The organism is Saccharothrix lopnurensis (assembly GCF_042658445.1).
GTDB classification, from domain to species: domain Bacteria; phylum Actinomycetota; class Actinomycetes; order Mycobacteriales; family Pseudonocardiaceae; genus Actinosynnema; species Actinosynnema lopnurensis.
In genome coordinates this window covers 1-13060 of sequence record NZ_JBHSQO010000003.1, presented here as the reverse complement: position 1 = coordinate 13060, position 13060 = coordinate 1, and the positions used below count along the sequence as shown (strand labels likewise).

Below are 13060 nucleotides of genomic sequence, written 5' to 3'. Positions count from 1 at the left end.
ACGTCACCTCACCGCGAAGAACTCGACCTCGGCGAGCGCCACCCGGTCGCCGCGCAGCGACCGGTGCAGCTCGACCACGTGCACCTCGACCCGCGAGGCGCCCGCGCTGTTCCCGATCGCGACCCGCTGCTCGTCCGGCGTGTCGGCCAGCTCCACGTCGAACGCCCGGCCGGTCGGGTAGACCAGGTGCAGCTTCTTCGGGCGGTGGGCGGACTGGAAGTCGTCCGGGACGCCGATCCGCACGATCGCCTCCCGCAGGTCGACCTCGCGGCCGAAGTCCAGCACCAGGGCCGGTGGCTCCGGGACGACCGGGGCGAGCCAGAACGTGTTCTTCGCGTTGTCGGCCGCCAGCAGCGCCGGGTGGTCGGCGTCCTCGGCGGTGGCGGTGATCGCGGTCGGGCGGACCGGGGTCAGCTCGGCGCCGAAGATCCCCCGGAGCTCCCGGACCCGGTCGAGCGCCCAGGTGTCGACGCCGCCCCGGACGGCGGGCACGAGTCCGTAGAGGCCGACCGCGCCGAGCAGCGCGACCAGGAACGACCAGCGGAGCACCCGGCCGACGAGGCGGCCGACGCCGGTCCGGCGGCGGCGGGTGCCCGCCTTCGCCGGTGCGCGCTCGGGCAGCAGCCGGCGCCACCACGGCCGCGCCACCACCTCGGCCTCGGTGAGCGAGGAGCCGCAGCGGGAGCAGAACCTGCGGGTCGGCGCGTTGGCCTCGCCGCACTGGCCGCAGATCAGGTCGCCGGGGCGGGGTTCGCGGCGCTCGGTCAGGCGGGGGGCGGGGGTGGTCGGGGCCTTCCGGTCGGTCGGCCGCATGGGCGCGGGCTGGCGGGCGGCCGGCTGGTCGTCGGGTGGCGGGGCCGGGATCTGGGTCTGGGTCTGGTCGAGCGGTGGTGCCGGGGTGGGTGGTGCGGTGACCGGCGGCGGGGTCGGCGGCGGTGGAGCGGCCGGTGAGGCGGCCGGTGAGGCGGCCGGTGACGGGGTCGCCGGTCGCGGCGGCACCGGCGGGGAGGGCACCGGTTGCGCCGGCGCCGGTTGCGGGGCGTTCGGCCGGGGTTCCCACTCCAGGTAGGTCCCGCAGGCGCCGCAGAACTCCGCGCCCGCCCCGTTCCGCTCACCGCACTGCGCGCACACCATCATGCCCCCACCACCTCCAGGTCCACCTCGACGTGCGCGGGCACCGCCGAGGCGATGGCCGCGCGCAGCCGGGTCCGGTCCACCTCGTCCGGCCGCGCCACGCGCACCCGGACCGCCACCCGCGGCGCGTCCTCCGCCACCGGCAGCCCCGGCCGGTCGGTCGAGGTGACGCCGCCGCTGTCGCCCACCTCCACCTGCCCGCCGGTCATCAGGGCCACGTGCTCGGCCAGCCCGCGACGCGTGCCGCGCCACCGGTGCAGCTCCACCGCCCGCGCCACCAGCAGCCGGCGGCGCGCCGGCGACCAGCCCTCGCCGACGTCGAGCGCCACCCAGTGCGCGAGCCACTCCAGGAAGTCCTCGGGCGCCAGCCGGGGGTCGAGGTAGGCGGCGAACCCGTCCAGCACCGTGAACACCGGCTCCAGCACCTCGTCGAGCGCCGCCAGGAACCGCTGCGTGAACAGGTCCTCCAGGTACACGGCGGGCAGCCGGTCGGCCAGCGGGTGCGGGGTCACCTCGACACCCGCACCTGGTGCCCGTAGGAGAACGCCAGCCCGTTGGCCGGCAGGTCCAGCCGCGCCGCGGCGGCGCCGCGCTCGCCGGTCACCGGGTTCGCGCCGAACAGCTTGATCTCCTCGACCAGCTCCACCCCGGGCAGGCGCTGGAGCACCGCGAACACCTCGCCCGACTGCACGGGCCGCCCGAACGGCCACCCGGTGCCGCCCGGACCGCCGCTGACCGGGTTGAAGTAGTCGTACAGCGCCCGCACGGCCCGCGTCCGCAGCACCTCCTCGGGCGTGCCCGCGGCGGCGTTGAGCCGCGCCACCACCGTGACGCCCTGGTAGAACGGCGGCTCCACGGACACCCGCGCGCCGACGCACCGGCGTTCCTCCAGGTACCGCTCGATGCGCTCGCACACCTCCGCACCCGGCTGGAGCGCGCCGAAGTCCGCCCCCTCGTCCGCCGCGACCGACGGCACCACCAGCACCCGCACCGCGGCCGACCCCGGCCCGGCGGGCACGCACCGCACGCGGCCGATCTCCGGCGCGGCCTCGCGGGTGAGCAGCTCGTAGTCCTCGGCGGTCACCGCCCGGTCGCGGGTGCGCAGCAGCAGCGGCCCGCGCAGCGCCGCGTCCCGCACCGACTCCCCCGCCACCCCGCCGGACGCGGGTCGCCGGTTGGTCACCGAGCTGACGAACGGCACCGGGTCCCGCTGCACCCGCAGCTGCCCGCGCGCCACGTTGCCGCGCGGGCCGCCGCCCGTGCGGTACTCGGGCACCCGGACGGCGGCCGACTTCGCGGGCACCGCGCCGTGGTGGCGCACCCCGCCGCCGGGCTGCCGCACGGCCGGGCCGAACAGCACCACGCCGCCGACCCGGTCGAGCACCACGTGCCGGTCGTCCGGCCCGGAGTCGGCGAAGGACCGCACCTCGTGCCACCGCTCCCAGCCGCCGGGCGCGGCGACCTCCACCACCAGCCCGCCGTCGCCCACCACCACGGGGGTGCGGGCCAGCGGGAACCGCTGGCCGGGCACGCCCTCGGACACGCCGACGGTCTCGCCGCGCACCACCTCGGCGTGCGTGGCGGTGGTGGTGCCGCCGACGGTGGCGGCGGTGACCGCGAGCAGCTTCGGCGGGCGCTGGTAGAACGGCCGGTCGGGCGCCGGTTCGACGGCGCGGCAGCGCAACCAGCCCGCGCGCCGCCGGGCGACGACCGACACGGCGTGCGAGGCGGGCACGTGCAGCACCACGTCACCGGGCTGGTTGAAGCCGCCGGTGGTGTCGCGGTCCACCTCGCACGGGCTCCACCCGGCGCCGTCCCACGCCTCCCACGCCCACGGCGGGTCGCGCGGGTCGACGCCGCGGCCCTCGGCGTGCGCCTCCACGCGCAGCAGCACCGCGCACCCCGGCACCGCGTCCGACAGCCCGAACAGCACCGCGTCGCCCGCGGCGGGCGGGTCGGCGAACACCTCGGGCGCCTTGCCGTCGAGCAGCTCGTCGGTGCGGTCGGCGGGCGGCACGTCCCCGTCGCCCACCGCCGTGACCAGGTGCGCCAGCGAGCACGGCACCACGGTCAGCTCCCGGTCCACGGTGAAGACCACCGGGTCCTCGACCTCGCCGCGCTCGGTGGCGACCTGCGCCCCGGCGGGCACCACCACGGGCACGTCGCGCGGCGCGGACAGCCAGAACGTCACGTCGCCGCACGCCGCGGTCGGCGGGAACAGCCGCACCCCGATCAGGTCCAGGAACCGCAGGTAGTGCAGGTCGGGCACGCGGTTGAGCCGGTACAGCAGCTCGTCGACCATGTGCGCGAACGCCTCGATCAGCGTCACGCCCGGGTCGGAGACGTTGTGGTCGGTCCACTCGGGGCAGTGCTGCTGGACGCGGCGCTTGGCCTCGTCGACCAGGTCCTGGAAGCGGCGGTCGTCCAGGTTCGGCGCGGGCAGGGACATCGGTGTCGGCAGGGACATCAGGCGCCTTCCTCGTCGGCCTCGTGCGGCGGGATGACGTAGAAGGGGAACACCAGGTTGCGGGGGTCGTTCGTGCCGCGCAGCGCGTACCCGATGTCGATGAGCAGGGTGCCCCGGTCGACCTCGTCGAAGCCGACCGAGACGTCGTGGAGGGTGATCCGCGGTTCCCAGCGCTCCAGGGACAGCCGCACCTCGTAGGCGATGCGGCCCGCGGTGGCGGCGTCGGCGGGCGCGAACACCAGGTCGTGGATGGCGCAGCCGAACTCCGGGCGCATGGCGCGCTCGCCGGGCGCGGTGGCCAGGATCAGCCGGATGCTCTCCACCACCTCGCGCTCGCCGCCGACCAGCGCCAGCGAGCCGGTCGGGTCCGTGTGTACCGGGAAGGCCAGGCCGCGGCCGATGAAGTCCACGTCATCCCCCGATCAGGACGGTCGGGCAGCCGGCCAGCACCGGCGCGCCGCAGCCCGCCAGGTCGCCGACCCGGGCCGCCGGGCGACCGCCGATCAGCACGGTGGGGCAGCCGGGCGGCAGCACGGGCGTCGGCGGGTGCGGTGGCAGACCGGGGAACGAGCACGTGTGCGCGCCGCCGACGGTCGCGGCGGGCAGGCCGCCGACGAGCACGGTCGGCACGCCCGGCGGCGCCAGCACGCCGGGGTGGCCGGTCGGGTCCCCGACCCTCGCCGCTGGTGGCATCTCCCCGCACCCCCTAGTTGATCCGGACCACCGCGCCGCGCACCGTGACCGGTCCGCTCGCGGTGAGCTCGGCCTGCCCCTGGCCGGCCACGGACACCGTCGCGCCCTCGACCCTGACCCCGGCCCGGCCGGCGGCGGTGAGCCGCGTGCCCGCCTCGATGGCCACGTCGGTCAGCGCCTCGGCGGTGATCCGCTGCCCCTTCAGCTCCAGGGGGCCGGCGCCCGCGTCGATGGTCACGCCGTTGCCCGCCTTGATCGTCACGGCGTTGCCGCTGGTCACCTCGACGACCTGGGTCTTCTGGTCGAGCCTGACCATGAACCGCCCGTCGCCGCTGGCGATGACGACGCCCTCGTCCTCGACGAACTCGACCCTGTGGTGCCGGCGGGAGACGAACGCGCGCGTGGCGACCGCGCCGGTGCCGGCGTCCACCGGTTCCCGGAGCAGCCGCGGCGGCGCGTCCTTGCCGTTGTAGAGGCCGCCGAGCACGTAGGGCGCGTCGAAGTCGCCGTGCTCGAAGCCCACCAGCACCTCGTCGCCGACCTCGGGCAGCGCGAGCGCGCCGTAGCCGTTGCCCGCGCTCGCGTGCACGGTGCGCGCCCAGCCGCTGGTGAAGTCCTCGGCCAGCCAGGGGAAGGTGAGCTTCACCCGGCCGGTCTTCGCCGGGTCGCGCACGTCGCTGACCACGGCGGGCACCAGGCCGCAGCCCGCCGCGCCGCGCGGGCCGCCGTTGGCCAGCCCGTACAGGGAGCGCTCCTGGCGGCCGGACACGGTGAACTCGGTGGTGTAGCCGACGTCGGCGGAGAACAGGTGCCGGGTGCTGGTCAGGGTGTACCTGCCGGAGAACGGCTCGCCGACGTTGGTCAGCGCCACCGCGGTGCCCGCGCGCAGCTCGGGGTTGCCGCGCGCCACGCCCGCCAGCTCCGCGCACGCCCCGCCGAGCTGGGCGGCCAGCGCCGCGGCGGCGGCCGTGACCGCGCTCTGGGTGCGGTGCGCGCCGGCGGCGAGGAAGGGTGGGGCGGCGAACTCCCGGGCCAGCGCCACCGGGTCCACGCCGGGGATCTCGGTGCCCACCGCGGTGGCCGGCCGGACGCCCAGGACGTGCTGCTTGCCCTCGACGTCCCAGCCCCGCACCTGCGCCTCGGGCACCTGCTCGGCGGCGGTGACCGCGGCGCGCAGGGACAGCAGGGTGCGGTGCATCTCCAGCACCAGCGGGCTCGTCGCGGCCTTGGCGGTGGCGGCGGGGGCGCCCGTGGGCTCCTCGGGCAGGCGGAACTCCAGCCTGCCCGCGACCACCGCGATCTGGGCGCCGACCAGCGCGGCGAGCCGGGACAGGAACTCCCAGTCGCTCGTGCCGTCCTGGCTGAACTGGGTGTGGGGGCGGCCGAAACCGCGCACGTCGTCGACCCGACCCACCGGGATGCGCGCGCGCCCGGCGACCTTGCGGACCACGTCGGCGATGGTCATGTTCGGGTAGGAGGCCACCCGGTGGCCGCGGAACAGGCGGTGCGCCAGGTCGTAGCCGCGGACCTCGGTGAACGTGCCGCCCGCGTCGAACTCCACGCCGAGCGCGGTGACCTCGCCGGTCATCAGCGGCCGCGGCCCGCCCGGCCCGGAGGTCTGCGCCTTCAGCGCGATCGGCACGCCGATCCGGAAGCCGCCCTTGCCGAGCACGACGTGCCCGGGGTCGCGGAAGCGCAGCACGAACTGGTCCGGCAGGTTGCGGCTGCCGTCCACGTAGGCGTGGGTGAGCAGGCCCTTCACGTCCGCGGGCAGCGGACCGCCGCCCACCTCGACCACCAGCGAGTTGGCGAAGGACTCAGCGACCACCGCGCACCTCCTCCAGGGCGGGCACCAGCAGCCGCCGGCCCGGCCGCAGCCGCATCGGGTCGTCGATGTCGTTGGCCTCGGCGATCTCCCGCCACAGCCCGGGATCGCCGTAGGCGCGGTAGGCCAGGGACTGGAGGGTGTCGCCCGAGACCACGACGTGCGAATCGCGGGCCGCGAGGGCGCCCGAGGTCGGGTTCTGCCCGCCCGGCTCGCCGGCGATCTCCTCCAGCTCGACCGAGCAGGTGGCCCGCACCGGCACGCCGGCGGGCGTGAACAGGGTGTACCTGGCGCTGACGCTCGCCACGAACGCGGGGAACCCGGTCATCCCGCCCCACTTGAAGACCACCCACGGCGGCGAGCCCTTGCCCTGCCGCCGGCTGTCCTCGGTGGGCGCGCAGCAGGCGAACAGCTGCTCGACCTTGCGCACCACGCCGTCGTCCATCCGCTCGGTGGCGTCGAGGAAGACCTCCAGGGTGAGCCGGCACGGTTCGGAGCCCTTGAACTCCGGGGTGCCGCTCTTGGGCACGTTCGGCTGGGGCGTGCGCTCCCACCGGGCGTTCTTGGTCAGCGACAGCTCTTTGGGGTTGAACTGGAAGGTGATGTCGTGCATCAGGCCGCCGGGCTTGGCCGTGCCGCCGGCCTTGGGCGGGTGGTGCACGCTCAGCATGGCCTTCTGGAGGTTGGTCGGGGCGGCGTGGCCGGTGGCCCTGGCGGAGCCGGCCGAGGTGAAGGTGATCGGGGAGGCCACCGCGGCTCACCTCGCCGTGCCGAGGAAGCCGTGGTGGGCCAGCTCCAGGGTCTCGGTGGCGACCTTGGGCGAGTCGGCGGACAGCTGCGGCCCGCTCCACCGCACCGGGACCACGCCGGACAGGGCCCAGCTGGCGATCACGGTGCCGCCCAGGGTGCGGGCCTCGATGATCGCGGTCTTGCGCGTGACACCCGCGGCCATGCCCGCGATCCAGTCGATGATCCTGGCGCTGTCCCGGGTGACCGGGCGGGACAGCCTGACGTTGGAGTACCTGATGCGGGTGGGCAGCTGCCACACCATGCCGTTGTTGCCGCCCTCCTCGCGCTGTTCGAGGGTGAACTCGACGCCCAGCCCGTCGCAGCTGCTGAACGAGCCGAGGCTCTGGTCGTCGATGCGGACCACGAAGCACACCGAGACCGCTTCCTCCACCTGCGTCATCCCTCTCACCGCCGTTCTCGTGTCGGTGCCGTTTCCCGTGTCGGTGCCGTTCCCGTGTCAGTGCCACCGGTCGGTCAGCGACCCGCGGCGTTCGCGGTCCAGCCACAGCTCGGCCTTGAGCCGGCGGACCAGCGGGTCGTAGAGCTTGTCGAGCAGTTCTTCCGGGGCCGGGGCCCGTGCCCGTGGTGGCGCCTGGTGGGGGTGCGGCGGCTCGTTCCCGTGGGTGGGCGGTTGTTCGGTCCGCTGCGCGGGGGTGGCGGGCGGTGGGGTGTGGACCCGGGGCGGGGGCGGGGCGAACTCGATCCGCTCCTCCGGTGGGGGTGGGGTCGGGGTCGTTCCGGCGCTGCGCTGGACGGCGACCGGGAGGCCCAGGCCGCGGCGCGGGGTGCCCGGTGGGGCGGGGTCGGGGGTGGGACCGGGGTCCGGTGGTGCGGGCACCACCGGCATCCGCGACACCACCGGCTCGACCGCCGGTCCCACGACCGGTCCCGCGACCTGGCCGGCGACCGGCCCGGCAGCAGGCCCCACCACCGGCTCCGCGACCCGGCTGACAACCGGCCCCGCGACCGGCCCGGCAGCAGGCCCCACCACCGGCTCCACCACCGGCCGGGCAACCGCCCCGGCAACCTCCCCCGACCCGACCTCCGGCCCCCACCCCCCGGGCGTCTCGACGACGCGCTGCACCACGCCCTCGACCACCCCCGACGGCCCGTCGGCGTCCACCCGGTGCCCCAGCGGCGCCAGGTAACCCGGCGACCGCCACGACGCCAACACCCCCGAGAACCGCTCCACCGGGTTCACCAGCGGGTGGTCGGGCACCACCCGCTGGACCGGCGGCAGCGACCGCCACTCACCCCGGTGCACCGGCAGCGCCGGCGGCTCGGCGACGGCCTTCGCCGCCGCCCGTCGGAACGGCCACACGTCCCTCACCGCCCCTGGCTGATGCGGGTGTTGATGCGGGCGATCTCGGCCACGTACCGCAGCCGGTCCGCGTGCTCCAGGTCGAGGATCGAGTCCCACGACCAGTGGAAGTGGTAAGCCACGTACGCGACCTCCTCGTGCAGCCGGTCGGCCGCGTACGTCACGATTCCCCCGGGCGACCGCCCGCGACGTCCACGCTGAACCCGTGCCCGCACCCGGGACAGGCCACCGCCGCGCGCGTGTGCCCCTCGCTGTTGATCCGCCGGTAGACGTCCTGGAGGAACGCCAGGTCGGCCGCGAACAGGTTCTCCACGACCCCGGCGTGCACGTCGGTCACCGCGCCCAGGCGCACGACCACCCGCGCCAGCAGCACCACGGTCAGGTAGGCGGGGTTCTCCCGCACCCGGTCGTCGCGCAGCGGCACCAGCTCGTCCCGCGCGGTGGCCAGGCGCATCACGCCCGACCGGTGCACCACGCCGGTGTCGTCGACGTACCCGCGCGGCAGCTCGAAGGCGAACTCCGTGCGCATCGGTTCGGCCGCCGGGGGGCCGGAGCCCGCCGGGGCACCCGCCACCGGCTCCGCGACCGGCGCGGTGGGCGGAACAGCCGTCATCACCCTGCGCATCGCGTCACTCGATTTCCATCATCTCGTAGGTGACGACCAGCTTTTCGGTGAGCACACTGGTGTCACCTGCCTTGAGCGACCCGATCTCCAGCGACTTCGGCCACGCGTTGGTCAGCTTGTAGCGCTTGATCGCCGTGCCCTCGTAGTCGTAGACGATGATCGCGCCGCCCTTGCGGGCGTTGCCCATCTTCCCGAAGTGCGCGTCCTTCACCCACTTCTCGAAGCTGTTGTCCCCGGTCAGGCCGCGGGTCAGGGTCACCTCGCCCGCCTTGGGGCGGCCGGGCAGCTTCTTGATGATGTACTTGCCGTCGGCCGTGTTCTGCTTCAGCTCGATGACGTCCTGCTCCAGCTTGAGCCCGGACACCTCGTTGATCTGCTTGATCGCGACGCCGTCGACTTCGAGGCCGAACGAGTGGCCGACGGATGTGTCGAGGTCGGGAAGTGCCATCACGAACCGCCTTTACTCGTTGACCAGACTGGTGCCGCCGGAGATCTGCGCCAGGCGGAAGATCACGAACTCGGCGGGCTTCACCGGTGCGATGCCCACCTCGCAGACCACCTGGCCGAGGTCGATGCTCTCGGCGGGGTTGGTCTCCCGGTCGCACTTGACGTAGAACGCCTCGTCGGGGGTGAGCCCGAACAGCGCGCCCTTGCGCCACTCCGTGACCAGGAACGCGCTGATGGTGCGCCGGACCCGGGCCCACAGCGCGTCGTCGTTCGGCTCGAACACGACCCACTGGGTGCCGTTGAGGATGGACTCCTCCAGGTAGTTGAACAGCCGCCGCACGTTGAGGTAGCGCCAGGCCGGGTCGGACGACAGCGTGCGCGCGCCCCACACCCGGATGCCCCGGCCGGGGAACGACCGCACGCAGTTCACGCCGATCGGGTTCAGCAGCTCCTGCTCGGCCCTGGTCAGCTGGGTCTCCAGCGCCACCGCGCCCCGGACGACCTCGTTGGCGGGCGCCTTGTGGACGCCGCGCGTGCCGTCGGTGCGCGCCCACACACCCGCCACGTGCCCGCTGGGCGGGACGTGCAGGTGGTCGCCGCTCGCCGGGTCGAACACCTTGATCCACGGGTAGTACAGGGCGGCGTACTTCGAGTCGTAGCCCGCGCCGTTGAGCCGCCACTCCTTGACCCGCTGCGGGTCGAGGTCGGGCGGCGGGTCGAGCACGGCGACCCGGTTGCCCATCAGCTCGCAGTGGGCGATCATCGCCAGCTGCACGGACTGCACCGCCTCCAGCGGGATCTCGCCGTGCCGGTAGCTCGACATCAGGTCGGGCACCGACACCATGGTGATCTCCTCGACGGCCTCCAGGCCGCCGAAGCCGGTGCGGTCGGCGACGTCGCCCACGTAGTCGTCGGCGGCCACCGCGCGGGGGGCGGGGGGCGCGGCGGGGACGTTGCCCAGCGTGACGCTGCCCCGGTCCGGCCGGGCGAGCGCGGCGGCGGAGGTCTCCTCGACCGAGATCAGCCCGGACTTCTCCCGCACCACGGTGACCACGTTGTCCTTGGTGCGCTTGGTGGTGACGTGGTGGGTCTCGACGACCTTGCCGTCCTGCTTGACCAGCAGGACGAAGCGGTCCTCGGGCGGGTTCTCGCCCTGGGCGTCCGCGACCTCGACGGTGATCTCGCCCGCGTCGAGCCGCTTGGCGGCGAAGCGGTAGCCGCCGAGCGCGGCGGGTTGGCCCACGGCGGGTTGGCCCACGGCGGGTTGGCCCACGGCGGGTTGGTCCACGGCGGGTTGGCCGTCGCCGTTCGACCGCTCGCCGCCGACGCGGACCACGTAGCAGTTGGTGCCGCCGTTGAGGAAGTACCCGTACACCGACTGGGCCAGGTAGCGGTCCGGGACGTAGTCGCCGAACACCTGCGTGTACTGGGCCCAGTTGGTCACCAACGTCGGCGTGTTGAACGGCCCCTTCGCCGCGAAGCCGACGAAGGCGGCGACGGCGGTGCCCACGCCCTCGATGGGCCGTGCACCAGCCTCCACCTCCTCGACGTACACCCCCGGCGAGAGATAGGTGGGCATCCGTTGCCTCCCCTGTGGTCGTGCGTGGTCCGAGACGGCTCGCGCCGTGCCAGCGATGTTGCTCGTGGTGCGGTGGGGTGCGGAACGTTCGCCCGGCTGTGCCGGGGTGTGCCGATCGCTGCCCAAAGGTGCAGCCGCCCGTTCGGACGGGTGCGGTCGCCCGTGTGGTCGGGGTGGTGGCGGGGGCAAGGCAGGGCAAGGCTGGGCGGCACGAAGCGGAGCAGGGAGGGCAGAGCAGGGGCAAGGCAGGCGAGGCGGAGTGCGGCAGTGCGATCTCGGTCGTGGCGGAGCGGTTACTCGGCTTCCTCGTCCTCTTCCCGCTGCACCGACACCGACACCGGCGCGGAGGACGGCTCGACGTACGTCTGCGCCACCTCCTCACCCTCCTCCACCACCGGCTCCGCCAAGCGCTGCACCGCAGGCCCGGACCCGACACCCGGGACCGGCGCCGCCATGACGTGGTCGGCGTTGGCGCTCGCCTCGCGCTCGAACCGGTCGGAGGGATCGCTGATCCTGACACCGCCGCCCGCGTCCGTGCCGTCCACCGGCCCGCTGCGCTGCTGCACCACGTGGGTCAGCTCGTGCGCCAGCACGTGCTGCCCCGCGTCGGACGACGGGTCGTACTTGTCGCGCTGGAAGACGATGTTCGAGCCGACCGTGTAAGCCTGCGCGTCGACCGACCTCGCGGACTCGTGCGCGGCCCCGTCGGTGTGCACGCGGACGTCGCCGAAGTCCTGCCCGAACCGGGCCTCCATGTCCTCGCGCACGCCCGCGTCGAGCGGGCTGCCGGCCGAGTTCACCACGTCGTGGACGGACGACTCGTCGACCAGGGCGCCGGCACCCGCGTTGCCGACGGCGCGCTGGAGGCCCAGCAGTCCCGTCGGGCCGAGGACGTCCGGGCGGCCGGCGGCCGCGGCGCGCCCCAGCAGGTCGTGGTCGTCGCGTTCGGCGTGGTCGCCCCTCGGCCGGAACGCGCCGTCACCGGAGAACTCGTGGTCGTACCCGCGCATGACGCCCCCTTCGGAACCCCTGACCCCATCCTGGACCCGGGCACCGCGCCGGGCCACGACCGCGCGGGCGGCGCTCACCGCCCGAACGGGCAGTTCCCGCACCCACCACCGGGGTCACCCGCCCACGCCCTCCGCCGCCAACCCCAGGTACCGGCCGAACTCGCGCTCCCCCACCAGCCGGCCGAGCTTGCGGTACTCGCGGGCCACCGCGCCGACCACCTCGGCCATGCCCACCGGCCGCCCCGCCGCCGCGGCCAGGTACGCGGCGGTCACCGCGGCCGACCGGATGTGCCCACCCGCCAGCTCGAACGCGGCGGCGAGGAAGTCCAGGTCCACGTCGCCGCGCGGCGCGGACGCGCCCAGGCACCGGTCCCACAGCCCGCGGCGCAGCGGCTCGTCGGGCAGCGGGAAGTCGACCACCACGTCCAGCCTGCGGGTGAACGCCTCGTCCAGGTTGGCCCGCAGGTTCGTGGCCAGCACCGCGATCCCGTCGAAGGTCTCCATGCGCTGGAGCAGGTAGGCGCTCTCGATGTTGGCGTACCGGTCGTGCGCGTCGCGCACCTCCGACCGCTTGCCGAAGATCGCGTCGGCCTCGTCGAACAGCAGCACGCCGTTCACCCCCGCCGCCTCGGTGAAGATCCGCTCCAGGTTCTTCTCGGTCTCCCCCACGTACTTGTCGACCACGGTCGCCAGGTTCACCGTGTACAGGTCCAGCCCCAGCGAGGCGGCGACGACCTCGGCGGACATGGTCTTGCCGGTGCCGGAGTCGCCCGCGAACAGACCGGTGACGCCCCGCCCGCGCCCGCCGCCGGGCCTCATCCGCCACCCGTCGATCACCCGGTCGCGGTGCCGGGCGCGCCCGGCCAGCTCGCGCAGCAGGCCCGTCACCGGGGCGGGCAGCACCAGGTCGTCCCAGCCGACGGCGGGTTCGACGCGGCGGGCCAGGCGCTGGAGCCCGGCCGCGTTCTGCGCGCGGGCCCCCGCGCGCAGGTGCGCCTCGGTCACCGCGCCGTCGTCGACCAGGGCGGACACCGAGGCGGCCCGCGCGGCGCGGGCGATCTGGCCGGGGCCGAGCACGAAGTGCGCGGTGGCGGCGGCCGGGTCGGCGCCGGGGGCGAGGCGGCCGTCCAGGTGGGTCCGCCACACCCCCGCGCGGGCGGCGGGGGGGAG

Annotated in this window: 15 protein-coding genes; all 15 read right to left on the bottom strand. The window is 74.9% G+C overall.

Annotation, left to right across the window (positions count from 1 at the left end; all coding sequences use genetic code 11):
• Window positions 1-3: 3 nt before the first annotated feature.
• Window positions 4-1137 (bottom strand): NADase-type glycan-binding domain-containing protein, encoded by a 1134-nt coding sequence (locus ACFP3R_RS03835; RefSeq protein WP_380632897.1) that lies wholly within the window; start codon window positions 1135-1137, stop codon window positions 4-6.
• A complete protein-coding gene (locus ACFP3R_RS03830; RefSeq protein ID WP_380632895.1) occupies window positions 1134-1646 on the bottom strand; it encodes a phage tail protein in 513 nt (170 codons plus the stop codon). Before ACFP3R_RS03830 ends, ACFP3R_RS03835 begins: the two co-directional genes overlap by 4 nt.
• A complete protein-coding gene (locus tag ACFP3R_RS03825) occupies window positions 1643-3583 on the bottom strand; it encodes a putative baseplate assembly protein (RefSeq protein ID WP_380633355.1) in 1941 nt (646 codons plus the stop codon). Before ACFP3R_RS03825 ends, ACFP3R_RS03830 begins: the two co-directional genes overlap by 4 nt.
• 17 nt (window positions 3584-3600) lie before the next feature.
• Window positions 3601-4011: a GPW/gp25 family protein gene (locus ACFP3R_RS03820; RefSeq protein ID WP_380632892.1), complete on the bottom strand. Its 411-nt coding sequence runs from the start codon at window positions 4009-4011 to the stop codon at window positions 3601-3603.
• A gap of 1 nt (window position 4012) precedes the next feature.
• Window positions 4013-4294, bottom strand: a complete 282-nt coding sequence (locus tag ACFP3R_RS03815; RefSeq protein WP_380632889.1) for a PAAR domain-containing protein — start codon at window positions 4292-4294, stop codon at window positions 4013-4015.
• Between the two features lie 13 nt (window positions 4295-4307).
• On the bottom strand, window positions 4308-6122 hold the full coding sequence (locus ACFP3R_RS03810; protein ID WP_380632887.1) for a VgrG-related protein: 1815 nt from the start codon (window positions 6120-6122) through the stop codon (window positions 4308-4310).
• The gene (locus ACFP3R_RS03805) at window positions 6112-6870 is read right to left on the bottom strand and encodes a CIS tube protein (RefSeq protein WP_380632884.1); all 759 of its coding nucleotides are present in this window, start codon (window positions 6868-6870) and stop codon (window positions 6112-6114) included. Before ACFP3R_RS03805 ends, ACFP3R_RS03810 begins: the two co-directional genes overlap by 11 nt.
• A 6-nt stretch (window positions 6871-6876) precedes the next feature.
• Window positions 6877-7308 (bottom strand): phage tail protein, encoded by a 432-nt coding sequence (locus ACFP3R_RS03800; RefSeq protein ID WP_380632882.1) that lies wholly within the window; start codon window positions 7306-7308, stop codon window positions 6877-6879.
• Between the two features lie 57 nt (window positions 7309-7365).
• A complete protein-coding gene (locus ACFP3R_RS03795) occupies window positions 7366-8229 on the bottom strand; it encodes a hypothetical protein (RefSeq protein WP_380632880.1) in 864 nt (287 codons plus the stop codon).
• Window positions 8230-8234: 5 nt separating this feature from the next.
• Window positions 8235-8393, bottom strand: coding sequence for a DUF6760 family protein (locus ACFP3R_RS03790; RefSeq protein WP_380632877.1), 159 nt, complete (start codon window positions 8391-8393; stop codon window positions 8235-8237).
• Complete coding sequence (locus tag ACFP3R_RS03785; protein WP_380632874.1) at window positions 8390-8854, bottom strand: hypothetical protein; 465 nt, start codon at window positions 8852-8854, stop codon at window positions 8390-8392. Before ACFP3R_RS03785 ends, ACFP3R_RS03790 begins: the two co-directional genes overlap by 4 nt.
• A 4-nt stretch (window positions 8855-8858) precedes the next feature.
• Complete coding sequence (locus ACFP3R_RS03780; protein ID WP_380632871.1) at window positions 8859-9302, bottom strand: phage tail protein; 444 nt, start codon at window positions 9300-9302, stop codon at window positions 8859-8861.
• 12 nt (window positions 9303-9314) lie between these two features.
• A complete protein-coding gene (locus ACFP3R_RS03775; RefSeq protein ID WP_380632869.1) occupies window positions 9315-10880 on the bottom strand; it encodes a phage tail sheath family protein in 1566 nt (521 codons plus the stop codon).
• 293 nt (window positions 10881-11173) lie between these two features.
• Window positions 11174-11890, bottom strand: coding sequence for an eCIS core domain-containing protein (locus ACFP3R_RS03770; RefSeq protein WP_380632867.1), 717 nt, complete (start codon window positions 11888-11890; stop codon window positions 11174-11176).
• 114 nt (window positions 11891-12004) lie between these two features.
• A partial coding sequence (locus ACFP3R_RS03765; RefSeq protein WP_380632865.1) for an ATP-binding protein occupies window positions 12005-13060 on the bottom strand: 1056 nt, incomplete at its 5' end.